This window comes from Clostridium sp. CX1 (genome assembly GCF_025398335.1).
Classification (GTDB): domain Bacteria; phylum Bacillota; class Clostridia; order Clostridiales; family Clostridiaceae; genus Clostridium_AM; species Clostridium_AM tanneri.
The window spans coordinates 102,058-127,871 of sequence record NZ_JAODOO010000006.1 but is presented as its reverse complement, the minus strand read 5'-3'; the positions used below and the strand labels follow the sequence as shown (position 1 = coordinate 127,871).

Annotated in this window: 27 protein-coding genes and 1 riboswitch; of the genes, 22 read left to right on the top strand and 5 right to left on the bottom strand. The window is 32.7% G+C overall.

The genetic code is table 11. The annotated features are described in order from the left end of the window. Window position 1: 1 nt before the first annotated feature. Window positions 2-1,705 carry a sulfate adenylyltransferase subunit 1 gene (locus tag N4T77_RS08625; RefSeq protein ID WP_261671363.1) on the top strand — a complete coding sequence of 568 codons (1,704 nt, stop codon included), beginning with the start codon at window positions 2-4 and terminating at the stop codon, window positions 1,703-1,705. Between the two features lie 125 nt (window positions 1,706-1,830). Here N4T77_RS08625 and N4T77_RS08620 read toward each other — a convergent pair whose 3' ends face one another. Then, a complete protein-coding gene (locus N4T77_RS08620; RefSeq protein ID WP_261671362.1) occupies window positions 1,831-2,919 on the bottom strand; it encodes an XdhC/CoxI family protein in 1,089 nt (362 codons plus the stop codon). Window positions 2,920-3,049: 130 nt separating this feature from the next. Here N4T77_RS08620 and N4T77_RS08615 point away from each other — a divergent pair, with 130 nt between their 5' ends. Both N4T77_RS08615 and N4T77_RS08610 read left to right on the top strand, forming a co-directional pair. Beyond that, complete coding sequence (locus tag N4T77_RS08615) at window positions 3,050-3,190, top strand: DUF3231 family protein (protein ID WP_261671361.1); 141 nt, start codon at window positions 3,050-3,052, stop codon at window positions 3,188-3,190. After that, window positions 3,187-3,333, top strand: coding sequence for a DUF3231 family protein (locus tag N4T77_RS08610; RefSeq protein WP_261671360.1), 147 nt, complete (start codon window positions 3,187-3,189; stop codon window positions 3,331-3,333). Before N4T77_RS08615 ends, N4T77_RS08610 begins: the two co-directional genes overlap by 4 nt. A gap of 95 nt (window positions 3,334-3,428) precedes the next feature. On the opposite strand, the gene N4T77_RS08605 is transcribed toward N4T77_RS08610, so the two are convergent. Continuing rightward, a complete protein-coding gene (locus tag N4T77_RS08605) occupies window positions 3,429-3,926 on the bottom strand; it encodes a GNAT family N-acetyltransferase (protein WP_261671359.1) in 498 nt (165 codons plus the stop codon). Window positions 3,927-3,938: 12 nt separating this feature from the next. Then, window positions 3,939-4,397, bottom strand: coding sequence for a MarR family winged helix-turn-helix transcriptional regulator (locus N4T77_RS08600; RefSeq protein ID WP_396125103.1), 459 nt, complete (start codon window positions 4,395-4,397; stop codon window positions 3,939-3,941). Between the two features lie 243 nt (window positions 4,398-4,640). On the opposite strand from N4T77_RS08600, the gene N4T77_RS08595 reads away from it, so the two are divergent. From N4T77_RS08595 to N4T77_RS08585, 3 genes are all read left to right on the top strand, one after another. Beyond that, on the top strand, window positions 4,641-5,804 hold the full coding sequence (locus N4T77_RS08595) for an amidohydrolase (RefSeq protein WP_261671358.1): 1,164 nt from the start codon (window positions 4,641-4,643) through the stop codon (window positions 5,802-5,804). Window positions 5,805-6,041: 237 nt separating this feature from the next. Next, window positions 6,042-6,611 carry a LemA family protein gene (locus N4T77_RS08590; RefSeq protein ID WP_261671357.1) on the top strand — a complete coding sequence of 190 codons (570 nt, stop codon included), beginning with the start codon at window positions 6,042-6,044 and terminating at the stop codon, window positions 6,609-6,611. Window positions 6,612-6,657: 46 nt separating this feature from the next. Then, window positions 6,658-7,506: a YgcG family protein gene (locus N4T77_RS08585; protein ID WP_261671356.1), complete on the top strand. Its 849-nt coding sequence runs from the start codon at window positions 6,658-6,660 to the stop codon at window positions 7,504-7,506. Window positions 7,507-7,561: 55 nt separating this feature from the next. Here the strand turns inward: N4T77_RS08585 and N4T77_RS08580 are convergent, their stop codons facing one another. Further along, on the bottom strand, window positions 7,562-7,717 hold the full coding sequence (locus N4T77_RS08580) for a hypothetical protein (protein ID WP_261671355.1): 156 nt from the start codon (window positions 7,715-7,717) through the stop codon (window positions 7,562-7,564). A 535-nt stretch (window positions 7,718-8,252) separates the two neighbouring features. Continuing rightward, a complete protein-coding gene (locus tag N4T77_RS08575; protein WP_261671354.1) occupies window positions 8,253-9,332 on the bottom strand; it encodes a hypothetical protein in 1,080 nt (359 codons plus the stop codon). A gap of 328 nt (window positions 9,333-9,660) precedes the next feature. On the opposite strand from N4T77_RS08575, the gene N4T77_RS08570 reads away from it, so the two are divergent. From N4T77_RS08570 to cobA, 16 genes are all read left to right on the top strand, one after another. Continuing rightward, on the top strand, window positions 9,661-10,203 hold the full coding sequence (locus N4T77_RS08570; protein ID WP_261671353.1) for a CDP-alcohol phosphatidyltransferase family protein: 543 nt from the start codon (window positions 9,661-9,663) through the stop codon (window positions 10,201-10,203). Window positions 10,204-10,468: 265 nt separating this feature from the next. Then, entirely contained in the window at window positions 10,469-10,780 is a 312-nt protein-coding gene (gene ortA / locus N4T77_RS08565; protein WP_261671352.1) for a 2-amino-4-oxopentanoate thiolase subunit OrtA, read from the top strand. Further along, the gene (ortB, locus tag N4T77_RS08560) at window positions 10,780-12,201 is read left to right on the top strand and encodes a 2-amino-4-oxopentanoate thiolase subunit OrtB (protein ID WP_261671351.1); all 1,422 of its coding nucleotides are present in this window, start codon (window positions 10,780-10,782) and stop codon (window positions 12,199-12,201) included. Before ortA ends, ortB begins: the two co-directional genes overlap by 1 nt. Before the next feature lie 20 nt (window positions 12,202-12,221). Then, window positions 12,222-13,571, top strand: a complete 1,350-nt coding sequence (locus tag N4T77_RS08555) for an APC family permease (protein WP_261671350.1) — start codon at window positions 12,222-12,224, stop codon at window positions 13,569-13,571. A gap of 449 nt (window positions 13,572-14,020) precedes the next feature. Next, window positions 14,021-14,812, top strand: a complete 792-nt coding sequence (locus N4T77_RS08550; protein ID WP_261671349.1) for an energy-coupling factor transporter transmembrane protein EcfT — start codon at window positions 14,021-14,023, stop codon at window positions 14,810-14,812. 11 nt (window positions 14,813-14,823) lie between these two features. Beyond that, window positions 14,824-15,549: an energy-coupling factor ABC transporter ATP-binding protein gene (locus N4T77_RS08545; protein ID WP_261671348.1), complete on the top strand. Its 726-nt coding sequence runs from the start codon at window positions 14,824-14,826 to the stop codon at window positions 15,547-15,549. Window positions 15,550-15,649: 100 nt separating this feature from the next. Then, window positions 15,650-15,830, top strand: a riboswitch (cobalamin riboswitch). Window positions 15,831-16,012: 182 nt separating this feature from the next. Next, a complete protein-coding gene (locus N4T77_RS08540; protein ID WP_261671347.1) occupies window positions 16,013-17,530 on the top strand; it encodes a cobyric acid synthase in 1,518 nt (505 codons plus the stop codon). A gap of 24 nt (window positions 17,531-17,554) precedes the next feature. Next, window positions 17,555-18,529 (top strand): adenosylcobinamide-phosphate synthase CbiB, encoded by a 975-nt coding sequence (gene cbiB, locus N4T77_RS08535; RefSeq protein WP_261671346.1) that lies wholly within the window; start codon window positions 17,555-17,557, stop codon window positions 18,527-18,529. Window positions 18,530-18,597: 68 nt separating this feature from the next. Continuing rightward, a complete protein-coding gene (locus tag N4T77_RS08530; RefSeq protein ID WP_261671345.1) occupies window positions 18,598-19,713 on the top strand; it encodes a histidinol-phosphate transaminase in 1,116 nt (371 codons plus the stop codon). Between the two features lie 58 nt (window positions 19,714-19,771). Further along, the gene (locus N4T77_RS08525; RefSeq protein ID WP_261671344.1) at window positions 19,772-20,491 is read left to right on the top strand and encodes an energy-coupling factor ABC transporter permease; all 720 of its coding nucleotides are present in this window, start codon (window positions 19,772-19,774) and stop codon (window positions 20,489-20,491) included. 1 nt (window position 20,492) lies between these two features. Continuing rightward, window positions 20,493-20,792 carry an energy-coupling factor ABC transporter substrate-binding protein gene (locus tag N4T77_RS08520; RefSeq protein WP_261671343.1) on the top strand — a complete coding sequence of 100 codons (300 nt, stop codon included), beginning with the start codon at window positions 20,493-20,495 and terminating at the stop codon, window positions 20,790-20,792. After that, window positions 20,758-21,459, top strand: a complete 702-nt coding sequence (locus N4T77_RS08515) for a CbiQ family ECF transporter T component (RefSeq protein ID WP_261671342.1) — start codon at window positions 20,758-20,760, stop codon at window positions 21,457-21,459. Before N4T77_RS08520 ends, N4T77_RS08515 begins: the two co-directional genes overlap by 35 nt. A 68-nt stretch (window positions 21,460-21,527) precedes the next feature. Then, entirely contained in the window at window positions 21,528-22,727 is a 1,200-nt protein-coding gene (gene hemA, locus N4T77_RS08510) for a glutamyl-tRNA reductase (RefSeq protein WP_261671341.1), read from the top strand. Further along, the gene (locus N4T77_RS08505) at window positions 22,685-23,332 is read left to right on the top strand and encodes an NAD(P)-dependent oxidoreductase (protein ID WP_261671340.1); all 648 of its coding nucleotides are present in this window, start codon (window positions 22,685-22,687) and stop codon (window positions 23,330-23,332) included. The genes hemA and N4T77_RS08505 overlap by 43 nt, the downstream gene beginning before the upstream one ends. Window positions 23,333-23,371: 39 nt before the next feature. Then, entirely contained in the window at window positions 23,372-24,244 is an 873-nt protein-coding gene (gene hemC / locus N4T77_RS08500; protein ID WP_261671339.1) for a hydroxymethylbilane synthase, read from the top strand. A 44-nt stretch (window positions 24,245-24,288) separates the two neighbouring features. Next, complete coding sequence (cobA, locus tag N4T77_RS08495; protein WP_261671338.1) at window positions 24,289-25,746, top strand: uroporphyrinogen-III C-methyltransferase; 1,458 nt, start codon at window positions 24,289-24,291, stop codon at window positions 25,744-25,746. The last annotated feature ends 68 nt before the right edge of the window (window positions 25,747-25,814 follow it).

The following is a 25,814-nucleotide window of genomic DNA, read 5'->3' as shown; positions in this document are numbered from 1 at the left end:
TATGAAAAGCTTATTAAAATTTATAACCTGCGGTAGTGTGGATGATGGAAAATCAACTCTTATTGGACATATTTTATATGATGCAAAGCTTTTATATGCAGATCAGGAAAAAGCCTTGGAATTAGATAGTAAGGTTGGCAGTCGTGAAGGGGCAATTGATTATTCTTTATTATTAGATGGACTTATGGCAGAGCGTGAACAGGGTATTACAATTGATGTTGCCTACCGTTATTTTACAACAGATAATAGAGGTTTTATTGTAGCTGACACACCAGGCCACGAAGAGTATACAAGAAACATGGCAGTTGGCGCATCCTTTGCAGACCTTGCCATCATACTTGTAGATGCAAAACAAGGGGTACTTGTTCAAACAAGAAGGCACGCAAGAATTTGTTCCTTAATGGGAATTAAACATTTTGTATTTGCTGTAAATAAAATGGATTTGGTGGGATATAACCATGAAAGATTTTTAGAAATTGAAGAAGAAATCAGAACATTGGAGAAGGAGCTTTCTTTGGAAAGTGTTCAAATCATTCCAATATCAGCTACAGAAGGGGATAATGTTACCAAGAAATCAGAGAATATGCAGTGGTACACAGGAAAAGCTATCTTACCTTACCTTGAAGACGTAAATATAGAAAGGGATTCTGAGGAGAAAGGCTTTTATATGCCAGTACAGAGGGTATGTAGGCCAAATCACGCCTTTAGAGGTTTTCAGGGGCAGATTGAAGCTGGGACTATTGCGGTAGGAGATGAAGTGGTAACACTTCCTAGTACTGAAAAGGCATTAGTGAAAAGCATTCATATAACAGATAAAGAGGTAGAAAGGGCAGAAAAAGGACAACCTGTTACAATACAGCTTAATAAAGAAGTGGATGTATCTAGAGGCTGTGTACTTACAAAGGATGCAGAGCTTTCAACAACCAATTTGTTTACCGCAACTATTCTTTGGATGGATGATTCTGAATTAATAGCTGGTAAGGATTATTTTGTAAAACTAGGAACGAAAGTGCTGCCAGCTGTTGTTACAGAAGTAAAATATAAGATCGATGTAAATACAGGAGAACATTTGACAGCGGGATTCTTAAAGAAAAACGAAATAGCAGTATGTAATATTTCACTTTCTGAGAAGATTGTAGTAGACAAGTTCAATGTACATAAAACACTAGGAGAACTTATATTAATTGATCGTATTACTAATATGACATCGGCCTGTGGCGTTGTAGAAAGTATTCTAAATCAGAATAACAATAACAGTGATAATGTTGCCTTCCAATATAATGGCTTAAAGGCAAGAGGAGATGTTTTTGAAGAGTTTTACTATAATACAGAAAGTTTATCCTTATCAAAATACAAACCAATAGAGCATACCTATACAGTTGGAGATAATATTCCAGTTAAAGGTGAAAGCTATCACTATCCAGATACTATTGATATCTTAGTTCTCCGTGACTGGGTGGCGATTAAGGTTCGAGACAAGAAGATTGCTGATATTCAATCAATTGACGAATATCAGTATACAGGAGTAACTATTGTTAATGGTAGAGGCTTTGCTGTTAAGGTAAATTCAAATGAGGAAGTTTTGAAATTTTTAAATGAGTATAAGGAAATGAACGAAGAAGATGAAATAAAATTCTTAAATAAATGGGTTAGCCTAGAGACTTATAGAAGAGTAATATTTCACAGCAATTTCTGGGCAATATAGTTTATTAGTAGGTGGCATAAGGTATCTGTTTGAAGGAATAGATAAAAAAGAATAAAGTATAAACATATAGGTTGAGGTAGATTTGTCCTCAACCGTTTTTTTTATAAAAAAGTCAACGCACTACTTTAAAAATCAAAACGTTCTATAATTACATTCATAATTCCACCGCATACCATACCTTCTTCTTCTGCAATATAGCCTGTCATATCTATTTCTTCAGTTTGATAGGATATGGTATCTCTTAGCATATAACGAGCAGTATTTATTACTGACCCTTCACTGCAGCCACCGCCAATGCTTCCTAAAATTTCCCCTTGAGAGGTTATAAGCATTTTTGCGCCTTCTTTCCTTGGTACAGAGCCCTTAGTAGAAACAATTGTAATCACTGTCTTTGGTGCATTTTCTTCTTTGCTAAGTCTTGTTAGCACATCTCTGTCAAACTCAGGCCAATTGGTTTTTGAACTTTTCATAACACCTGTACGTCTGTCAACAAGCCTTCTGTATTGAATAACCTGGGATATGATGGAAAAGGCTATTTCTTCAGGAGTAACTGCACCTATTTCAAGACCTATAGGGGCATTAACTTTACTTAATTTTTCCTTAGAGTAATCTTCCCTTTGCAATTGCTCCATAACACCTTTAACACGACGCTTTGAACCAATCATTCCTACATAAGAAGTATCGTATTTTAGTACTTGTCTAAGACAATCCATGTCGTGCCTATGACCTCTAGTTACAATAACCACAAAGGAAGATTCATTCAAATTAATTAAGTCGAAGCACTTTTCAAAGCTTTCACAGATTACCTTTTCAGCATGAGGAAATCTGTGTTTGTTAGCAAAGGATGGTCTGTCATCAATAACTGTAACTGAAAATCCTGCTCTAGCACCAAATTCAGCTAAAGGTTTAGCTATATGTCCACCACCTAAAACTATTAAATTAGGTTCAGGAAAATAAGGTTCAATTAAATATGTTTTTTCTTCAGAAGTTTCTAATTGGAGGGTGCCAGTTTCTAGGGCGTAGCTGGCTTTTTCATAAATAGTTTCATCAAAATTATATGCTTTTTTATATTCAAGTAAGCTTTCCTGTGTAAAAAGCATTTTGTTTTGGGAAGAGCCTACATTATAATTACTGCTATCTAGAATTGTAACCATAACTGCCCTCTTCCCGGAATTAATTTTTTCTAATAAATCTTTATATACATTTGTTTCCATGTTTTCATCCCCCTGTAAAAGTATACTAATTAAATTATACCATATATTTGAAAAAATACTGAAAATTTCAATGGAATACTTAGTTAAGCAATGTGGAATTATAATAAAGAATTAAAAGGGAGGTGCACATATGAATACATCACATGATATAGAAAACATTAGTTTAACAGCTGCTGAAATAGGTGAACTTTGGAGTACATATATGAATAATAGTGCATCAAAATGTTTGTTATCATATTTTAATAATAAAGTTAAAGATCCTAGTCTATGAGGGCTGATGTTTCTGCCACATTTACTCGGTTGGCAGCGGAAATTGCTAAGTACGCAAAGGATGGTATTGATATAATGATTGATAATGAATGGTTGGAAGAAGTCCCTAATGCAATAGATAGAAAAAAATTAATAGAGGTCTAAATAAAGAGTACAAGAAAGTATTTTGCTTAGTTATTTTCTGAGAAGGATTACTGTACATCTTCCATATTTTTAAAAATTGGAGATGTACAGTTTAATTATTTTAAAATTTTCTCGTAGCAATAAAAAGGAGATTCTTTTCCAAGGAAGCTCATTTCTCCAACAAAGCTATATCCACATTTCTTGAAAAGGGAATTCATTTTTGTATTTAAGGAATTAGTATCTGTTTTTAAATATCTTACTTTATTTTGTAAAGCTAAACTTTCAGCAAAAACCATTAGCGAGGTACCAACTCCATTTTTTCTGTAGACAGGGTTAACAGCCATTCTATGAATAACCATAGCAGGTTCCTTTAAACACCAGTCCAACCCAGTATATTCTGATGGTTCCACTTCATTGATGCATACAAAACCTACAAGCTTGCCATTACTTTCCGCTGCAAATAAGTGATCATTTTTTATATCATTTATAAAATCCTTTTCCTGAGGGTAGTTTTCATCCCATTGATAATTGTTATAAGAATGCATTTCTATAATGGTTTCTCTTATAATTTCCATTATGTCTTTTAAATCTTCAATAACTGCTTTTCTTATCATCTTACAGCCTCCCTAAAAATTTTTTATTTCTTTCCAATCATTTTCTATATTCTCTCTCATTTTTTTTACCAGTTGACAGGCTAATTCTTTTTCTTCCTTACTGAAGTTTTGGAAGCAGACCTTAATGTTTCTATTTTCTTCGTCAATGATAAATGAATATATATCTAGTCCTTTTTCTTTTGGATATAGTCGCCACATTCTTTTATCAATATCATCTCTTTTTTTATCTATATAGTCCGCCTCAATAAGTTTTTGTATGGCTTTAGTTGTAGTAGTCTTATCCACCTTTAGAAGTGTAGATAAATCAATTTGGTTAATTCCAGGGTTTTCACATATTCTAGTTAAAAAAATAAATTGGCCTTTTTGTAAGTTTATTTCTTTAAATTTTATATCGCTTATGGAGTGTATACAACGGGAAAGCATGCCTACTTCCCTTAAAATATTACTATCAAGACTTTTAATTATAATCACCTCCCAAAACAAGTTGAATTTTCAACTATATTTATAATATCATAAATAGGTTGAAAGTTCAACTATAGTTATGTAAAAATCTGGATTAATTAAGTCTATTATTTTTGCTAAATCATTTATGAAAAGAGATGTGAGATACAGAAGAAAAATTTATAGTAGTAGTTTGAATAACTAAGTGAATATACTTTACAGTTATGATATTATCTATAATAAGAATTTTACATAGGGAAAGAGGCGGTAAGGATGGATATAAAAAAACTAGCAAAAGAATATGAAGAATACATAATAAATATGAGGAGAGATTTTCATCAAAACCCTGAACCATCTTGGGAAGAATACAGAACTACAGAGGTAATTGAAAGGGAACTAAATTCTCTAGGAATAGAAACTAAAAGGCTTAGAAGAACAGGAGTGGTGGGGATACTTAAAGGTAAAAAGAAGGGTCAAGCGATAGCCTTAAGAGCGGATATAGATGCACTATCCATAAAGGAAAATACAAACTTATCATTTAAATCAAAAAATCAATACATGCATGCCTGCGGACATGATTGTCATGCTGCTATGCTGCTTGGAGCTGCTAAAATTTTATCTAATATAAGAGAAGAGTTAAGAGGGGATGTAAAATTTATATTTCAACCTGCGGAAGAAAGCTGTATAGGAGCTAAGGTAATAATAGAAGAAGATAAGGTTTTAGATGGAGTAGATGGTATATTTGGCATGCATATATGGGGGAATCTACAAAGTTCAAAATTTAATATAGAAAAGGGTCCAAGGATGGCTTCAGCAGATACTTTTAAAATAATTATAAAAGGAAAGGCTAGTCACGGATCAACGCCTAACTTAGGAATAGATGCAGTTCTAGTTGCATCAGCGGTAGTAATGAATTTACAGAGTATAGTAAGTAGAAATATAAACCCTTTAGAGCCTGTAGTTATAACTGTTGGAACAATAAATGGTGGAGACAGATTTAACATAATAGCTAACGAAGTAGTTATGGAAGGTACAACAAGAGCTTTTTCTAAAGAGGTAAGAAACTCTCTTGAAAAGAAAATGAGAGATGTTATAGAAAGTACCGCCAAAACTTATGGAGCGGAGGGTATCTTAGAATACAACTATTGCCCAGCGCCGGTTATAAATGAAGATCAGTTAACAGATTTAGCAGTTTCTTCTGCTAAAAAGCTCTATGGAGAGGACTCTTTAATTCCAATGGAAAAAATAATGGTAGGAGAAGATTTTACTTTTTATATGAATGAGGTTCCTGGAACCTTTGTATTTTTAGGTGGAGGAAATGAAAAACTAGGAATATACCCAAATCATAGTGATAAATTCATGATAGACGAGAATGCATTACATATGGGAGCTGCTTTATATGCTCAATTTGCAGTGGATTTTTTAAACTTTAAGTAATCATAATTTACCATAAAATTGCTTACATAATTTCCTTGATTGCTAATATAAATATATAGATTATAAGTTAAAATTTGCACTAGAGTAAGGCTGTTTTTCTGAATTAAGAAGAACGGCCTTTATTATTAAGTTTACAAGTATAACCATGTAAGGCTAAGCAAATAACTAATTAAGTATATTTATTTTCAAAATCCTAAAAATAAGTATACTAGCAATATTTAAAAGGATGGTGACAATGTGAAAAAGGGATTAAAAACAGCATTGATTATACTAGGAGTAATTATAGTATTAGTTTTTCCAATGGTAGGAAGTTATAACTCTATGGTAACGCTAGAACAAAGAGTAGAAGCAGCATCTTCTAATGTAGATACTCAACTTCAGAGAAGATCAGACTTAATTCCTAACTTAGTTCAAACGGTTAAAGGGTATGCTGCTCAGGAAGAAAAAATATTCACTGATATTGCAAATGCCAGAGCAAAACTTGCAGGAGCACAAACAGTACCGGATAGGGCAAATGCCGATGCAGAACTTTCATCAGCTCTTAGCAGACTTTTAGTAGTGGTTGAAAGGTATCCAGATCTAAAATCTAATCAAAACTTTAGAGATTTGCAGGTTGCTTTGGAAGGCACAGAGAACAGGATTGCCATTGGAAGACAGGATTATAACAAAGCTGTTACAGAATATAATACTAAAATAAGAAGATTTCCTAACTCTTTAATTTCAGGTGCGTTTGGATTTGAAGGAAAACCTTACTATAAAGCAAGTGAAGGAGCTCAAGAAGTTCCGAAGGTAGATTTCACTAAATGATATTAATTAACATTTATAAGTCTGGTAAATAGGTTAAATGGGGATTATGAATAGATTTAAAAAACATAATAGACTTATAAATAGCTTATGTTTAAATAAGCTATTTATAAATATTATAATTTTAACCTTATTATTAATCTTTCCCTTAACCTGCGTAGTTAAAGGTGCTTCAAACATACCTGAATGGACTAGTTTAAAATATGTAAATGATTATGCAGCAGTTATAGATGAGAATACAAAGAATTATATTGTATCTATTGGTAGAGAATTGGAGGAAAAAACCGGTGCACAAATGACAGTAGTAGTAATAAACTCTCTAGAGGGAAGCGACATAGAATCCTATGCTAATAAACTATTTAGGTCTTGGGGAATTGGTCAGAAGGATAAAGACAACGGACTTCTAATACTCCTATCAATGCAGGACAGAAAATGGAGAATAGAGTTGGGAAGAGGATTAGAAGGCTTTATTACAGATATATATTCTGCAAGGGTTATGGATAATGTTGCCAAGCCATTATTCAGAGAAGGAAAGTACGGAGAAGGTTTAAAAAATGTATATTCTACTTTTGCAGCAGATATAGCTAAAGAAAACAACATAACCTTAGAAAATAAAATACAACTACCAGAATCACAAAATGTAAATCAGGTTAGAAGTGGAAATCCTAGTTTCATTTATATCATTTTAGGGCTTGTTTTTCTAGACGTTGTTTTCAATAGGGCTAGGATAATAAGATTCTTACTCTACGGAATGTTTTGGAACTCCTTTTGGGGCGGTGGCCCTAGAGGAGGAGGTGGTGGTTTTGGTGGAGGCTCTGGTGGTTTCGGAGGCGGTTCTGGAGGTGGCGGCTTCGGTGGCGGAACTTCAGGAGGAGGAGGCTCTTCCGGGGATTGGTAGTGAACTTAAGCATCTTATTGCGTAACAAAAGTTTGGAGCACTGAACACCGGTGTGTTAAGTTGAGATATACTGCTTGAAAGCCCTCATTTCGAGAAGAAGGTCTAATGCTGGCTCAACTTTGAAAATGAACTCAAACTCAATGCTTTCTACGAAAGCTGAGTTTTCGTTAACATTTTCAAAATCGCAAGCATAAGACCTTCTAACCCTCATTCGAAGCTTTCTACGCAGTATACCTCTACCTACACACCTGTTTTTAGTGCTTCAAAAGTTTTTATCACAAATAAGAGTTTATGTGGGGGCATAACTAGTAAGATAAAGTATAGGTACTATAATGAAATACATTAATGAGCAAGCTTGAGAAATAAAAATGCGTAGCATGAATAAATATAGCTTATTTATTAAAACCAAATAAAAGCTATTGAAAGTATTACAGTATAAGGGTTATAGCCTTATATTATAAGAATATAATATCTCTAGGAATGATAATAAGTTAATATAATAAAATCGTTTATACAGTGGAGAATTTTCAAAAGGATCTACTAAAAGCCTTACGGCATAAGGACTTACCAGTCCTTTATATAATCACATATATCTAATATTTATGCTACAATAAAAAGCAACTTAGAATAAAAATTAAAACTTTGTAGCCTATGTGTGGACTAACAGAGTGCTACATATCTGCCTACAGACACAGGCCACTAAGTCTAATTTCTAAGCTCTTCTTTTTGTCACATCACACTTATATTTAGTCGATTACAGGCAAGGACTTGTTAAAGGCATCAGTCCACTGTTCTACAGAATTGCCGCTTGTCCATTGATTCATAATCATGGTTTCATTTTCATTCAGCTGAATTTCTAAGGCAGCTTTTCCTATAGTACCTTTAGAGTAAGCATATAAGGTAAGCTTATTGTCGGTAAAAACACCTAATATATCTTTATCTGGTGAAGAGATAGCATCTTTAGCGTCAGGAATTATTTCCTTTATCAAGTTAAAATCAGTACATAGATCGTTGTAGGAAACTATACTCTGAGGAAGCTGGAGAGTGGTATTATATAGTGTATAGTTACTATTTTTAGATGCGTACTTAAAGGTCTTTGCTATTTGGGGAATCCATTTTCCATCAACTCTACTTATAGTCCAGCTATCTCCAGTAGTGGTATTAATGTTGTGAGTATCGGCAGATTCTCCTAAGGTTATCTTTGTTTTACTAATCTTATTAATAGTAGAGAGAGCATTCTCTTTAAACACGTCTACCATGGTTAACTTGTCTTCTGTATTTCTATAGTGTGTCAACTTTTCAAGTTCAACCACTGCACAATCTTCTCTAGCATAGGATTTTTCTTTAGTAGGATGGTATTTAGTATAAGTGCTTATAGAAACATGATTTCTATCTACGAAGTTTAGTTTGCAATTATATGTATTATATTTATACTCGAAGGTCTCAGGGGTGTAGCTGTCTCCTACAGCATGAGCTACTGGATACTCAATCCAATCTCCTGTATTTGTAAAGCTGTAGCGAAGAGGTTCTATCTGCCAGAAGTTATCTCTATGAGGTACAAGTATATAATTTAATTCTTTTAAAACTTTCAAGTTATTATCTTTGTCCGGTGCAATCCAGAGGGTTCTATAGGTAGTAGTTTTATCTAGGTCGTTTCTAAATCCTATTAGCAGTCCAGAATTAAATTGAACAGATAAGTCTTCTTTTACAGTATGTACATTTTCAAAGATATATCTACTTGACAGAGGAGTGTAAGTAGAAAAAAGAGCAAGAACTATCATTAAAAGTACAAGATAATTATACTTTTGATGTTTAAAAAAATTCATTAGAAATTACCTCCATAATTTAAAGTTACTATTATATAAATATGCTGATAGAATCAGTCTTAATATAGAATGTTTTACTATTTAATTATATTGATGAAATAATGCTTTTAAACTCTATTTCAAGGGATCTTAATAACGGATTTAAGGAAGCTCCCTTTACTAAGAGAGAAGTATGATCTCAGTGCAATTCTATTTTTGTTATTGAAAATGGAAAGTTCAGTGGAAGAGAAAAACAGATATGTAAGTTTTGTGAATAAGTATAATTACAGTATAATATTTATATACAGTGATACTTAATAGTAATATTTATGTATAGTGAGGCAGTAGAATGAAAAGTATACCGAATATTATATCCATATTAAGAATTTTATTATCTCTAATTCTTCTATTTTTAAAACCCTTCAACCTTTTGTTTTTCATTGTATATTCCATATGTGGATTTAGCGATATTATTGATGGATATATTGCAAGAAAGACTAATTCAGCAAGCGGCCTAGGGGCTATACTTGATAGTATTGCTGATATTGTTTTTATGGGTGCTGTGATTGTTGCTATTTTGCCTACAATATTTGTTCCAATGAGAATATTCATATGGATAATACTAATTGCTTTTGTGAGAATTGTTTCATTGTTGGTAGCATATTGCAAATACCATACATTGGCTATTCTTCATACATATGCAAATAAAGCAACAGGCTTTCTTTTATTTTGCTATCCGTATTTATATAATACAGTTGATATAAGTATTTTATGGTGCTTGATTTGTACAGTAGCAACTTTATCTGCAATTGAAGAATTGATTATACATATAACATCAAAAGAATTATCAAGAAATGTTATAGGGATATTTATTCATAAAAGGAGTATTTAGTTAACACTACAATTGGCCTTTTTCAATTTATGCATTAATAGGTAGTCCGGTTTGGACTACCTCTTTTAGTGTGTATATATCAACAGTTTAATCTAATAGAGTGTTATTAAAATACAAATACCGGAATAAATATATATGGTAATCCTCATATTTTTTTATAATATCATCATTGATTTTTAAATATTAAAAATATTCGAAAAATGTGCTATAATTATATTATTTCCAGCATGAGAGAAAACATTGATTAAAAGGGGGCATATGGAAAATGAATTTAAAAGCAATTAAGGGAGATTGGGTGCAAATTCACAGCATTGTATTAAAACCAGAAGAACGAACAGGAAAGATCCCAGAGGATACTAAAAAGGTTCCGCTAGAGATGTGGGTAAAGGGATTCTTAAATAGTGACTCAGAAGTAGGAGATAAGGTTTCTGTAATAACTTTGACAGGGAGAAGAGTAGAAGGTGAATTGGTAGAAGTCAATCCGAGATATATACACAATTTTGGAGAAGAATATGTTCCAGAACTTTTAGAAATTGACATGCAGATAAGAAACATTGTTAAGGCAGGTGAAATTTAATGACAATGGATAATAGTTATGAAGCAGTTATGTCAAGAAATAGTGAAATAATGAAAAAGGCTACAGGTATTGATTATTCTAAATATGAATCTGGCGGTATAGCTTTTGACTATGAGGGAATGATGCAGGATACTGGATACAGCCTTGAGGATATAATAAAGATTCAAAGGGAAGTGGGAGTAGGAAATACCCCTCTTTTAGAATTGAAAAATTTAACTTCCTTAGCAAGGAAAACTGCACCAAAGGGTAAAGGGGCAAGGATTTTTGTAAAAGATGAACAATGCAATCCATCTGGTAGTTTTAAAGACAGAAGGGCATCTATATCTGCCTACCAAGCTAAACAATTAGGATTTAAAGGGATAGCAGCAGCCACTAGCGGGAATTATGGAGCAGCAGTAGCATCACAGGCAGCTATGAGAAATCTAAACTGTATAATTGTCCAAGAGTGCTTTGACTCGAAGAAAACTGGACAACCAGAGATACTTGAAAAACAGAGAAAATGTGAATCCTTAGGTGCAGAAGTTGTTCAGCTTTCTGTAGGACCGGAGCTTTTCTATTCTTACCTTAGAGTTTTAGAGGAAACAGGATACTTTAATGCTTCACTTTATTCTACCTACGGTATAGCTGGAGTAGAGTCTTTAGGATATGAAATAGCAATGCAGTGTAGAGAACTTCTTGGACGAGATCCAGACTATGTTATAGCTACTCAAGCAGGAGGCGGCAATCTAACCGGCACTGCAAGAGGACTTATGAAAGCTGGAGCTGTAAATACAAAGATTTATGGAGCAAGCGTTGATCTTTCTGGTCTTCATATGGCATCAGATAAAGATTTTAATAGAAAGTCCTTTACTACCGGTCATACTGGTTTTGGTGTACCTTATGCCACTAATCCAGATCACTCAGATGTGCCTAGAAGTGCGGCAAGAACCTTAAGATATATGGATGAATTTTTAACAGTTAAACAGGGAGAAGTGTTCTACATCACAGAGGCTTTATCAGTTCTTGAGGGAATGGAAAGAGGACCTGCAGGAAACACATCACTAACTGCTGCCTTTGCATTAGCAAGGGAGTTGGATGAGAATGCAGTAATAGTGGTACAGGAAACAGAGTATACAGGAGCAGGAAAACATCCATTAGCTCAGCTTTCCTTTGCTAGGTCAAGGGGTATAGAGATAAAATTCGGAGATCCAGAAGAGGAAAAGCCAGGAGTAAATATTATACTTCCACAGCATCCATCTTTCATAAATACTAGATTTGAGGATATGAGTAAATTAAGAAAGTCATATATTAAGAATGCTGTTAAGCATGTTAATGCTTCAAGTGCAAATGAAAAGGATATTAGTTTTTTAATAGAGGATACTAGGTCCGATAGAAAATTTGTAATAGAAACCCTTAGGGAATTAGCTGTGGAAATAGTGTAAGTGTATTAGGGGGGGCTTATATGGAGAAAAAGGGTAATATGCCAGTTTTAAAGAGAGAAATTAAATTGGGGCAGGCAACAATGCTTGTAGTTGGTATAGTTATAGGAAGTGGTGTGTTTTTTAAACCAGCACAGGTTTTTAAAAATACAGGAGCACCTGGACTTGGAATATTAGCTTGGATAGTTGGGTGCCTAATAACTATGGCTGGGGCATTAACAATTGCAGAGATTGGCTCTGCTATACCTAAAACAGGAGGACTTTTCGCATACCTTAAAGACTTATATGGTGAAAAGTGGGCTTTTTTACTTGGTTGGGTACAGACCTTGATATACTATCCAGGAATTGATGCAGCACTTGCTGTTGTATTTGCAACACAATGTACTAGCTTTATAGATTTAACACCAGCACAGCAAAAGGGAATGGCTGTTGGCCTAATTATATTTTTGACTATAGTAAATCTAGTATCAACCAAGTTTGGTACTAAGTTTGCCGTTCTATTTACAATAGGCAAGCTAGTACCTATTGGTGTTATAATAGTATTTGGTTTACTTATGGGAAAGGTTCACAACTTTACGCCTATGTCCACTGAAGTGAGTACCGGCGCTGGATTTGGAGCTGCGCTGCTAGGAGTATTATTTGCTTATGAAGGTTGGATTGCCGTTGCTAATATGTCTGAAGAAATGAAAAATCCTGCAAAGGATTTACCAAAAGCTATAGTCTTTGGTCTTACAATCATAACAATTGCATATTTAGGGGTCAACTTAGCAATAATAAATACTATGCCGGCAGCGGATGTTGCAGTTTCCCAAAAAGCAGCTTCAGATGCAGCAGTTATACTTTTCGGACCAATAGGAGAAAAGCTTATTGCAGCAGGTATACTAATATCCATAACTGGGTGCATAAGTGCATTCATAATGACTGGGGCAAGAATTCCTTATGCTATGGCTGCAGACAACCTATTTGTATTTAAAAAGTTCTTTGGTAAGTTAACAGAAAAGGAAGCAATTCCTGCTAATGCCATAATATTTGAGTCAATATTGGCTTGCTTATATGCTTTATCAGGTTCTTACGATACATTAACGGATCTAGCTGTATTTGTTATGTGGTTGTTCTTTATCTTAGGAATATTTGGGGTGTTTGTACTAAGAAAAAATCATAAAGAGCTTATCAGTGAAGATTCTTATAAGGTTCCTTTTTATCCTATAGTACCGATAATTGGAGTAGCTGGGGCTCTCTATGTTGTGATTAGTACACTTATCACAGGAACTGAAAATGCTTTATTTGGTCTTGGGGTTACTTTAATAGGCTTACCTGTTTATATGTATATAAAAAATAAAGATACTAGTTCAAACAGTTCTGCTAGTGTATAATTATGCTAGTTAACAACTTTTTAACCTGACATTATTGGAGGAGTCAGAAGGATTAGATTGTATAATTTTTCTGACTCTTGAACTTTGCAACATTAAATAATATTTCGAGGTGATTAAATGATAGAAGCTATGATATTAATGTGCAGCATAGTGGCTGTGATATTAACTATAGTTGTGTTATTGGTGTTTTTTATAATATTTTTTCGAAAAAAATAACTATGGCGGGAATAAAAGGTTCTGTCCATAGTTTTTTTATTGTCTATTAAGGAATCGCAGGACAAATTAATTGCATTAATTGGAGATTTATGATATATTTTTAACATAAGCACATAAGAGTAATTTTTTTACAAAATATTAAATTCAGAAATTTATAAATTTTTACATAAATCGACATTGTATTTATCCATAAGAACGTTATAAGACTATGATGAAATGTGAAGGTGTATACTATGGAAGATTGGCTTTATAAAAAAGATGATTACATACCTAAGAAGGATAAAGATAGCTTTATAGATAAAAGCATAATGTCTATTATTCATATACTGTCTCTAATAAAGAGAAATGGTATAACTGGCAATGGTTTTGTATACAAGCTAAATCCTCTTATTAAGCTTATCTTTACAGTATTAAATATATTGTTAATAGCGTTATCTCAAGAGTTTACATATGTTTTAATTATTGATGCATATCTATTATTACTAGTTGCCTTATTAGATGTAAGAGAAATAAAGAAAATATTAGCTTTAAGTTTAATGGTGCCATTATTTACTATAGTAATGTTGACACCTTCTATAATAATGGGAAACGTTAGAAACAGTATTTTACTACTCTTTAAGGTTACAGGAACTATAATATCTATAAATCTGTTATCTTATACCACAAGATGGCATGATATCACTAAGTGTCTAAAGATTTTTTTTATACCAGATATATTTATATTAGTATTTGACATTACAATAAAATACATTTATATATTAGGTGAGTTTTCCCTTGAAATGTTTTATGCTTTAAAGCTGAGGTCTGTGGGGAGAAATAGCAGTAAATATTCTTCCTTAACTAAAATAATGGGTAACTTATTTTTAAAGTCAAAGGAGCTTGGAGATGAAATGTATTCTGCAATGGAATGTAGAGGTTTTACTGGAGAATACAAGGCTTATTCAAAATTTAGTTTTACTTTTAAAGATATTTTATACTCTTTTGTAAATGTATTAATAATAATGATGTATTTTTACTTTAAGTAGGATGTGAGAAAATGATTGAAGTTAAGAACAGTTGGTTTAAATACAAGGATATTGAAGTTTTGCGAGATATAAATGTAACCATTAAAGAAGGAGAATCAGTAGCGTTAATAGGTCCAAATGGTAGTGGAAAGTCAACTTTTTTAAAGTTGATAAATGGCATAATATTTCCAACTGAAGGAAAATATTATTTTAATGGAGAAGAAATAAACAGTAAGGTACTGGGAAATAACAATTTTTCAAAGGGTTTTCACAAAAAGGTTGGTTTTGTATTCCAAAACTCTGATGCTCAGCTTTTCTGTTCTAATGTTTATGAAGAAGTAGCCTTTGGATTAAGACAAATGGGTATGGATGAGAAAGAAGTGGAGAGAAGAGTTGGTGATTGTTTAAGACTTTTAGATATTGAGGATTTAAAGGATAGAGAGCCTTATAACTTAAGTGGTGGAGAAAAGAAAAGAGTAGCTATAGCTAGTGTACTTGCTTTAAATCCAGAGGTTTTAGTTTTGGACGAGCCTATGAATGGCATAGATCCAAAGGGAAAAAATTTTTTAAGAACCCTTTTGACTAGGTTAAATGAAAGCGGCAAGACCATAATATGTTCTACTCATGATTTTCAGTATGTAGAGGGAGTATTTAAAAGAGCATTGGTGTTTTCAGAAGATCATAAAATAATAAGAGACGATAACTATGAGGTAGTAATTAATGATACTGATTTTTTAGTTCAATATAATATAAAATAAATAGAGCTTGTAGTTTCTGCATTTGTAACTGATATGGAGTTAATGGATACCTTAGAAGCCATTGACATATAATGAAGCTTATAATAAACTAAAAGTGTAAAATAAAATAATTTATATAGGTGCCTTTTAAAAAAAGGTGAAAAGGGAATGCGGTTAGAATCCGCTACAGCCCCCGCTACTGTATTTGAGGACGAACCTTTGTTAAACCACTCTATTTAGAGGAAGGTAAAGGGGAGGAAGAATCATAAGTCAGGAGACCTGCCTAATATGTTTTATGGACTTTCGGAGGGAGAGTACTTTTAATATGATGTCTGGCTTTAGCCGGTTTTTCAGTGATGTTAAAAGCAGTAAACTTTCAGGGTTTACTGCTTTTATTTTTAGTAATACTAAAGTTTAACTATAAATAAATAGAACATAGAGTGGTATAAATGCTACATGGAAGTTTTATAAGGGGGAGATAGTCATGGCTAAGATAATGATACAAGGAACGGGATCATCAGTAGGAAAGAGTATATTAGTAACAGCACTTTGTAGAATATTTAAGCAGGATGGATATTCAGTTTGTCCTTTTAAATCACAAAATATGTCTTTAAATTCTTACATAACTTTAGATGGAAAAGAGATGGGACGTGCTCAGGTACTTCAAGCTTATGCTTCGGGACTTCAACCAGAGGCTTATATGAATCCTATACTTTTAAAACCTACTTCAGATAAAAAGTGTCAAATCATAGTTAATGGGAAGGTTTATGGTAACAGTACAGCTATGGAATATCACAACATGAAGTTAGAGTTTAGGGATATGCTTAAAGAACAGTTCGAAAAGATGGAAAAGGAATTTGACATAATTGTTATGGAAGGGGCAGGGAGTCCTGCAGAAATTAATCTAAGAGATAGAGACATTGTAAATATGGGAATGGCTGAACTTGTAGATGCTCCTGTGCTTTTGGCAGGAGATATTGATAAAGGAGGAGTATTTGCATCTCTTGCAGGAACTATGGTGCTTTTCACTGAAGATGAAGGAAAGAGGGTTAAAGGTACTATAATAAATAAGTTTAGGGGAGATGTGGAGATATTAAAACCAGGGCTTACTATGCTTGAGGACATAATAAAAGTGCCTTGTTTAGGTGTAGTCCCTTATTTTAATCTAGCTCTTGAAGATGAAGATGGTGCAGTACAATTTAATACTAAGGTTACAGCACCTATAGATATAGCTGTAATTAAACTTCCTCATATATCTAATTTCACAGATTTAGATGCCCTAAAAAGTGAAGCAGATGTCTCAGTGAGATTTATAAATTCCTTAGAAGAATTTGGTCACCCTGATTTACTAATAATTCCAGGAAGTAAGAATACTATTGAAGATCTACTTAAGTTAAGGGAGTGCGGTCTTGAGAGAGCTATTAAGGAATATAGCAAAACAGGTTTAGTAATGGGAATTTGCGGTGGGTATCAGATACTTGGAAAGCTCATAAAGGACCCTTATGGCGTTGAAACTGAGGTTAAGGAAGTAGAAGCTATGGGACTTTTAGATATAGAAACAATTTTTGAAGAAGAAAAGGTAACTACTAGAGTAAATGCTGAAAGTATAGAAGACTTCAATGTGTATAATGAGGATAATTCCATGGAAAATATAAAATTAAAAACCTATGGATATGAAATTCATATGGGAATATGCACCTATGGAAAGAATGCAAAGCCTCTATTTAGAATACTAGATAAAAATGGAGAAAAGGTTGAAATTCTTGACGGAGCAATTAATACAGACAGAAATATAATGGGAACTTATATACATGGAATTTTCGACGGAGTAGATTTTAGAGAATATATGTTAAATAGAATTAGAGTGAAAAAGGGAATGAAAACAAAAAAATCCGGTACCTATGAGAGTCTTAGGGAATTAGAACTAGATAAACTGGCAGATATCGTAAGGGCTAATATAGATATGAACAAAATTTATGAAATTATGAACATAAAAAAATAATTTAAAAAGGTTGGAGGGAACGGTTTGATTACATCTTTTTTTATCACTAATACAATAGCTATATTTTTAGCAGTTATACTTGACTGGATAATAGGAGATCCCTATTGGTTCCCTCATCCTGTTATATATATAGGAAAGCTTATATCCTTCTTAGAAAAGAGGGGAAGAAAGTTTTGTAAAACAAATAAAGGAATTAAGTTTTTTGGAGGATTGATAGTAGTCATTGTAGCATCCATAAGCTTTATGATTCCATTTATATTATTAAAGTTAATAGGGGATATTACTTGGCTATATATTATTATAAATACAGTTATAATATGGACAACTTTAGCTGCTAAGTGCCTAGCACAGGAAGCTAAAAAGGTTTACTATGCATTAAAGGATAACAATTTAGGAGATGCCAGAGTAAAGCTATCATATATAGTGGGAAGGGATACAACAGAACTTAGTGATAAAGAGATAATAAGAGCAGATGTAGAAACGGTAGCAGAAAATGCTGCAGATGGAGTAATAGCACCATTATTTTATGCCATTATAGGTGGAGCACCACTGGCTATGATGTATAAGGGCATTAACACTATGGATTCAATGCTTGGTTATATGAATGAAAAATATAGACATATAGGCTTTTTTCCAGCTAAGGTAGATGATGTTTTTAATTTTATACCTGCTAGAATTACTGGTTTTCTTATATGCGTAGTTGCTTTTGTGGTAAAAGGAAATATGGTGGAAAGCTTTAAGATAATGATTAGAGACAGAAAAAATCATAAAAGTCCTAATTGTGCTTATCCGGAAGGGGCAGCTGCAGGAGCTATGAAAGTACAGCTCGGTGGCACCAACGTGTATTTTGGGGAAGTGGTCTATAAGCCTACCATTGGAGATAAGATAAAGGAGTTAAGCTTTGAACATATAAATGACTCTGTAAAACTTATGTATGCAGCAGAAACTCTGATGATGATTTTATATGCAGCTGTAGTTTTAACTACTATCAGCTCATAAACTATCTGTTGTTAGAAAATAAAAGAAGCTGATATTAGTTCAAAATAAGAGTATAGGAGGTGATAACAGTGGAGCATGGAGGAGATGTATACACAGAGGGAATATTAAAGGGAATAGAGCTTTTAGATTTTAGCTCAAATATTAACCCTTTAGGAATACCTAAAAGCTTTAAGGAACATGTAAATGAAGCCTTGGAAAGTATGGAGAGATATCCTGATATAAAGTATAGAGAGTTAAGAAAATCCTTAAAGGAGTATATAAAATTTAGTGAAAGTTATTTTATATCTCAACATAAGGAAAGTACATATGGTCTTGGTAGCGGACTGCAGATAAGTGAGGATAATATAGTTCTTGGAAATGGTGCTGCAGAAATTATAGATCTAGTTATAAGCTGCTTCAGTAAAGTATGCATACCTATACCTTCCTTTATAGAGTATGAAAAAAGTGCAGCAAAATGGGGCTGTAGTATTGCATATTCTCTTATGAAGGAGGATATGACTTATAATTATGAAGATATATTAGAAAAATTAAAGGAATCAGAGGCTTTAATTATAGCAAACCCCAATAATCCTAATGGAATGGTATTGGATAAGGAAGTGTTTAAATCTATATTGGATTACTGCGAGAAGAATTGTAAGGTAGTTGTCATAGATGAGGCCTTCATTGAGTTTACTGGAAAAAGAGGTTTTAGCTTTTTAAAGGAAGTAGAAAAATATAGCTGTTTATTTATAATAAGGGCTTTAACGAAATTTTATGCTATGCCAGGAGTAAGATTTGGATATGGTATAACTAAAAATATGACTTTAATAAATAAAATACAAGATAAACAAAATCCATGGAATATAAACTGTTTTGCAGAATTAGCAGTAAAATATGTTTTAAAAGATAAGGGATATATAGAAAAGTCTATAGAATGGATTGATAAGGAAAGGCAGTTTATGCTCTGTAACCTTGAAAAAGTAAGTTTTATAGAAAAGGTGTATAACAGCTACAGCAATTTTATACTTTGTAAATTAAAAAACACAAACTGCCATGAGCTATATGAGCTTTGTTTAGAAAAGGAAATTGCAATAAGAAAATGCAATAACTTTAAAGGTTTAAACGAAAACTACATAAGACTAGCAGTTAAAGATAGAAAAAGTAATGAAAGAGTTTTAGAGGTTTTAAACTCCTTGAATCTTTAAGGGCTAAAATGAAAATCCTAGAAAACTACAAATAAGAAAGTTTACGGAGGAATATATTATGAAAAAAAGATATAGTTTGCTCATGGTAATGGCCTTAGTATTAAGCCTTTCGCCAAGGGTTTACGCGATGCATATATCGGAAGGATTCCTGCCTCCTATATGGTGTGGTGTATATTTTCTGTTATCGCTACCTTTCGTAGTAATTGGACTAAAGCATATTAGAGTAAAAACAGAAAAAAGTAAGGATTTAAAAATGCTTTTAGGTCTTGTTGCTGCTTATGTATTTGTTTTATCTGCCACAAAATTACCTTCTGTTACAGGAAGCTCTTCCCATCCAACAGGTACAGGCTTTGGAGCCATATTATTTGGACCTTTTGTTATGGCTGTTATATCCGTAGTTGTGCTTTTGTTTCAGGCCATATTTTTAGCACATGGAGGAATAACAACATTAGGAGCAAATGTATTTTCTATGGGAATAGTTGGACCTATAGTTTCTTACTTAGTCTTTACAGTAACTAAGAAGAAAAATAAGAAGGCAGCGGTGTTCTTAGCAGCGATGCTTGGTGATTTGGCAACTTATATAACTACAGCAATTCAACTAGGGCTAGCTTTTCCAGCTAGTAATGGGGGATTCCTAACTTCCTTTACCAAATTTATTTCCATATTTGGAATAACTCAAATACCTCTTGCTATAATAGAGGGTATTTTAACAGTTGTAATATTTAAATTCATTGAAAATTATGCAGCTAAAGAAATAAGTGATTTAAGAGAGGTGTAAGGTGTTGAAAAGGAAAAGTATAAGTATAGGAATTGTCTTTGTAGCTTTACTAGTGATGTTATTTATAGCAGGTTCAATTGGAAGTAAAGCTCTTGAGGGCACAGATGACCAGGCGCAAGCTGCAGTAGCACATTTAGATGAGAATTACAAACCTTGGTTTAACAGTGTATGGGAACCATCATCAGATAAAGTTGAAGAGGCTATATTTGCACTTCAAGCAGGGATAGGTATAACTTTTATAATATATTATTTAGGAAGAAAAAAACATGCTAAAACTAATAATGGCACTATCAAGAATTAATAAAATTTCAAAGATACATCCAGTGGAAAAAATACTTTTAAGTATATTTCCAATAATAGTTATAGGATTTTGTCAAAGGGCTATTCCTATTATTGGAAATATAATGGTTTTTATAATACTTCACTTAATATGTGAAAACAATAAAAAGATAGTTGTGAAATTTACTTTAGGGATAACAATTTTTGCTGCAATTTCATCCATTACTTTTGTTTTTGATTATGGATTGAACTACTCTGTAATTATTTTGTTAAAAAGTTTATCAGCGGGACTGTGTTTATCATTTTTTTCTTTAACTACAGCTATAGATGATGTGCTGCTTATTCTTTCTAAAAATAATTACCTTAGAGATATATGTGACATAGCAAAGAGTATGGAAAGATTTATATTACTAATCGATGAAGAGTGGAGAATTCTATATAATTCTATCAAGTCTAGAGGTGGATTTGACGGAGTAAAGTTAAAGATTGAGAATACTGGAAAGATGACAGGTTTGTTATTTATAAATACAATGCACAGATGGAAGAATATAAAGGATGGTATAGACAGTAGGGGGTATAAAGGATACATGCCCTATTTAAACAAAGATTTCAATTTTTCTTATCTAAGATTTGGAGGTATATGTATTTATCTGTTAGGGTTATCTACACTTATATATATTAATATTTAATTCTGCATAATAGTTTTTTTATCCTAAAGTTAAAGTTTTAATTTCAAGTATAATTAGGGGTTGGTAGTATGATACAGCTTATAGCACTAAAGAATGACATAGGAATTGAAATAAGAGAGAAATTTTCTGTAATACAAAAGCGATGCGAAAGTTCATTGAAAAAATTGTCTCAAATATGTGAAGAAGTAGTTATGATAAGTACCTGTAATAGAACAGAAATATACTTCAATTCTTCCTATGACGATTTGAGTATAGTAGAAAAGATATTTGAAACTTTAAATTGGGATAAAAGTTTAATGAAATATATTTGCCACCATAAGGAAGAAAAGGCTGTTAGACATCTTATGGACGTAGTTTGTGGGTTTGATTCTCTAATATTAGGAGAAGATCAAATATTGGCCCAGGTAAAAGAAGCTTATGAAACTGCTAGAACAGCAAAAACAGTACATAAGGAACTTCAGAAACTTTTTCTTACTGCAATAACCTGTGGAAAAGAGTTTAGAACGAAATCCAATCTATATAAGATACCAGTATCATCTTCTTCAATAGCAGTTAGTGAAAGTAGAAAAAAAGCCATGAATAGATTTATGATATTAGGTTTCGGTGAGGTAGGGAAGCTAACTGCAAAGTATATAATGTCCGGTGACTTTGAGGTTTTATACATAGCAGTTAGGGATATTAGTATGGTAAATATAGAGGATAGCAGAGTTAAGGTGATACCTTTTGAAAAACGATTAAAGTATTATGAAGATGTAAATTGTATAATATCCTGTACTTCAGCACCTCATACTGTAATAAAGAAAGATGATTTGCCTAACAATAGGAATATGCTTTTATTTGATTTAGCAGTACCGAGAGATTTAGATAGAGATGTGTGTGACTTAAAAAATGTTCAGGTTTATGATATTGACACAGTAAGCCTTATGGACGATAACAACAGAAAATTGAGAAAAGACATAATGAAAGAAAATAGACTTATACTAGAGAAATATATAAAGGAATTTGAACAGTGGCAAAGTTTGCAGAGTATTTCTCTGGAAATAGTGAAATTAAAACAAGCAGGAGAACGGGTATATAAAGAAAGATACAAAACCTTTAGAAACAAAAAGGATACAAAAGACACTGATAAATTAGCGGAAGTACTACTAAAGAGTACATCTGACGCCTTTATAAATAAGGCTATAGAGGTATTAAAAGAAGAACAATTGAAGGGACGTGTCAGTGATTGTATGAAAATAATACAGAGGATATTTTATGTAGTGGAATAGAATATACCTTTCTTTCTCTAATATCTGATAAAGTGAAGGTTCTCATAGTAGGTGGAGGAAGAGCAGCTTTAATAAAAGCTAAAACCTTTTTAAAAAAAGGATGTAATGTTTCTGTAGTGGCAAAGGATTTTATAGAAGAATTTATAGAGTTGAAAAATAAAGAAAATATAACTCTTATAGAAGGAGAATATAACAGCAATCACATAGATAAAAATCATTTAATAATAATTGCAACGAACTGTGCAAGTTTAAATGATGAAATAAGAAAGGATTGCGATAAGGTTTATAAATTATACATAGACTGCAGTAGTCCCAAAGATGGATTATGCATAACCCCTTGTCAAAGGAGTTCTAAGAATATCTCCTTTGGAATTCACACTAAAGCAGGAAGTCCTAAAACATCAGTTTATGTAGCAAATAAGGTTGAAAAGTATTTAGAGGACTTTGATAATTTTATAGAATTTACAGCTTGTATAAGAAATAGGATGAAAAATAGCAGTAACAAAAAAGAAATAATGAATTTTATATGCAGTGATGATTTCTACTTTTTCTGTGAAAGAGGAAAGGAAAGAGAGATTTTCAGCATGTTTTATGATTTAGACTAATTCTTACTCTAAGTAATATAAATGGGATGGTGATATATTGTGACTTTAAAAATTGCAACACGTAGAAGTAAGCTAGCTCAGGTTCAAGCAGATACTATAATAACTATGTTAAAGGAACAGCAAAGCGTAGAAGCTGAAAAGCTCCTTATAGAAACCACAGGAGATTTAAGATTAGATGTTACCCTAGATAAAATAGGCGGAAAAGGGCTTTTTGTTAAAGAAATTGAAATGGCACTGTTTGAAGATGAGGCTGATGCAGCTGTGCATAGTATGAAAGATGTACCTTTTGAAATTCCTGAATTCTTTGAAATAGCAGCAATTCCTATAAGAGAAGATGTAAGAGATGTATTTGTATCTATTAATGGCGTTCATTTTACTGAATTGAAAGAAGGAGCGAAAATCGGTACAAGTAGTAATAGAAGAGCTGAACAACTAAAGATATTAAGACCAGATTTACAAGTAGTACCAATAAGAGGGAATGTTCAGACTAGAATAGATAAAATTGAAAGAGAAAATTTAGACGGCATAATACTTGCAGCAGCAGGACTTAAGAGATTAGGAATGGAGAATATAATTACTGACTATTTTTCAGTAGATGGAATTATTCCAGCGGTTGGTCAGGGAGCTTTAGGTATAGAGATCAAAAAGGGAAGTAAGAATGGTGAATTGTTTAAAAAGCTGAATCATGAAGAAGCTAGAATATGCGTTGAGGCAGAAAGAAGTTTCATGAGAGAACTAAATGGTGATTGTCATTCCACTATAGGAGCTTACGCTGAAACAGAAGGAAGTTTAATGAATATCTTAGGCATATATAATGTAAATGGAAGATTAATAAAAAAAGAAGTAACGGGAAAAAGAGAAGATCATATAGAATTAGGCAAAGAACTAGCTAGAAAAATTTTAAATGGATAGAAGATAATTGTAGTAATATAAAGGACATAATAAGGAGGATAAAGATGGGTAAGGTTTATCTTATTGGTGCAGGACCTGGGGATGAAGAACTTATAACATTAAAGGCGGTAAGAAAGCTTAGTGAGTGTACAGCGGTAATGTACGACAGACTGTCCGGTACAGGAGTTCTAAAGTATTTAAATAAAGATTGCAAGATATACTATTGTGGAAAAGAACCAGGTTGCCATTATAAAACTCAAGATGAAATAAATGATATGCTAGTTAAACTGGCGAAAGATGGCCATATTGTTGGGAGAATTAAAGGGGGAGACCCATATATATTTGGAAGAGGTGGAGAAGAAGCCTTAAGACTTATTGAGGAAGAGATTGAATTTGAAGTTATTCCAGGAATCACCTCGCCTATTTCTGTATTAAATTACGGAGGAATACCTGTAACTCATAGAAAGATAGCTAGAAGCTTTCATGTTTTCACTGGAATGAGTGCTGATAAGCTAGAGGTAGATTGGAAAGCAGTTGCTGGTGTTGGAGGCACACTTATATTCCTAATGGGATTTGAGAACTTGGGAGGGATATCAAAGAATCTACTGGAAAATGGTATGGATGAGAATACTCCTAGTGCAGTAGTGATGAGAGGAACTACTTCTAAGCAGAAAAAGGTTGTAGGAACTTTAAAAGATATAAAAGACAAAGCTATAGAAGCTGGGCTCCACTCACCTTGTATTATAGTTGTTGGAAAAGTTGTTGAATTTAATGATAAGTTAAATTGGTTTGAGAGGAAGCCTCTTTTTGGACAGAATATCTGTATTACACGTTCAAAGGAACAATCAAAGGAGATAAGAGAAAAACTTATAGACTTAGGAGCACAGGTTACAGAGATAAACTCTATTGATATAAAATATACTTCTGAAAACCTAGATAATTTTATAAATAATTTAGCTGATTACAATTACATTGTTTTTACTAGTGTAAATGGAGTAAATAGCTTTTTTGATTACCTGAGACAGAAGGACTATGATATAAGAAATATAAAGGGAACCTTTGCAGCTATAGGACCTGCTACAGAAAAAGCAATAAAGGACAGAGGGATTATTCCAGAAATAATCGCAGAAAAGTTTGTTGCTGAAAGTCTTTTTGATAAAATGAAGAACTTTGTAAAGGCAGGAGATAAAATATTATTACCAAGATCAAAACAGTCTAGGCCTTACTTAGCTGAAGTTCTGAAAGAGGTTGGATGTTATGTAGATGAATGCTTCACATATGAAACTATAACAGGAGAATTGATAGATCCTAGTTCTTTTGAGGAAGTAGATACAGTTATTTTTACAAGTCCAACTACAGTAAATAATATGATAGAACTTGTAGGTCTGGAAGCTGTAAAAAAGAAGAAAGCTATTTCCATAGGACCTATAACTGGGAAAGCCTTGGAAATTAATAATATAACCTATGAAATATGTGAGGAATATACCACTGAGGGAGTTATTAAAAAGTTATTAGAATGCTAGTAACCCGATAAATCAATACTTTAAGCTTATAATTAAAATTAATTATATAAAAGTTGATAATAAATTAT

What these genes read in the sequence shown, in the direction of transcription:
- N4T77_RS08625 (WP_261671363.1), top strand. Translation starts at nt 2, where the DNA reads ATGAAAAGCTTATTAAAATTTATAACCTGCGGTAGTGTGGATGATGGA.
- N4T77_RS08620 (WP_261671362.1), bottom strand. Translation starts at nt 2,919, where the DNA reads ATGGAAACAAATGTATATAAAGATTTATTAGAAAAAATTAATTCCGGG.
- N4T77_RS08615 (WP_261671361.1), top strand. Translation starts at nt 3,050, where the DNA reads ATGAATACATCACATGATATAGAAAACATTAGTTTAACAGCTGCTGAA.
- N4T77_RS08610 (WP_261671360.1), top strand. Translation starts at nt 3,187, where the DNA reads ATGAGGGCTGATGTTTCTGCCACATTTACTCGGTTGGCAGCGGAAATT.
- N4T77_RS08605 (WP_261671359.1), bottom strand. Translation starts at nt 3,926, where the DNA reads ATGATAAGAAAAGCAGTTATTGAAGATTTAAAAGACATAATGGAAATT.
- N4T77_RS08595 (WP_261671358.1), top strand. Translation starts at nt 4,641, where the DNA reads ATGGATATAAAAAAACTAGCAAAAGAATATGAAGAATACATAATAAAT.
- N4T77_RS08585 (WP_261671356.1), top strand. Translation starts at nt 6,658, where the DNA reads ATGAATAGATTTAAAAAACATAATAGACTTATAAATAGCTTATGTTTA.
- N4T77_RS08580 (WP_261671355.1), bottom strand. Translation starts at nt 7,717, where the DNA reads ATGAGGGTTAGAAGGTCTTATGCTTGCGATTTTGAAAATGTTAACGAA.
- N4T77_RS08575 (WP_261671354.1), bottom strand. Translation starts at nt 9,332, where the DNA reads ATGAATTTTTTTAAACATCAAAAGTATAATTATCTTGTACTTTTAATG.
- N4T77_RS08570 (WP_261671353.1), top strand. Translation starts at nt 9,661, where the DNA reads ATGAAAAGTATACCGAATATTATATCCATATTAAGAATTTTATTATCT.
- ortA (WP_261671352.1), top strand. Translation starts at nt 10,469, where the DNA reads ATGAATTTAAAAGCAATTAAGGGAGATTGGGTGCAAATTCACAGCATT.
- ortB (WP_261671351.1), top strand. Translation starts at nt 10,780, where the DNA reads ATGACAATGGATAATAGTTATGAAGCAGTTATGTCAAGAAATAGTGAA.
- N4T77_RS08555 (WP_261671350.1), top strand. Translation starts at nt 12,222, where the DNA reads ATGGAGAAAAAGGGTAATATGCCAGTTTTAAAGAGAGAAATTAAATTG.
- N4T77_RS08550 (WP_261671349.1), top strand. Translation starts at nt 14,021, where the DNA reads ATGGAAGATTGGCTTTATAAAAAAGATGATTACATACCTAAGAAGGAT.
- N4T77_RS08545 (WP_261671348.1), top strand. Translation starts at nt 14,824, where the DNA reads ATGATTGAAGTTAAGAACAGTTGGTTTAAATACAAGGATATTGAAGTT.
- N4T77_RS08540 (WP_261671347.1), top strand. Translation starts at nt 16,013, where the DNA reads ATGGCTAAGATAATGATACAAGGAACGGGATCATCAGTAGGAAAGAGT.
- N4T77_RS08525 (WP_261671344.1), top strand. Translation starts at nt 19,772, where the DNA reads ATGAAAAAAAGATATAGTTTGCTCATGGTAATGGCCTTAGTATTAAGC.
- N4T77_RS08515 (WP_261671342.1), top strand. Translation starts at nt 20,758, where the DNA reads ATGCTAAAACTAATAATGGCACTATCAAGAATTAATAAAATTTCAAAG.
- hemA (WP_261671341.1), top strand. Translation starts at nt 21,528, where the DNA reads ATGATACAGCTTATAGCACTAAAGAATGACATAGGAATTGAAATAAGA.
- cobA (WP_261671338.1), top strand. Translation starts at nt 24,289, where the DNA reads ATGGGTAAGGTTTATCTTATTGGTGCAGGACCTGGGGATGAAGAACTT.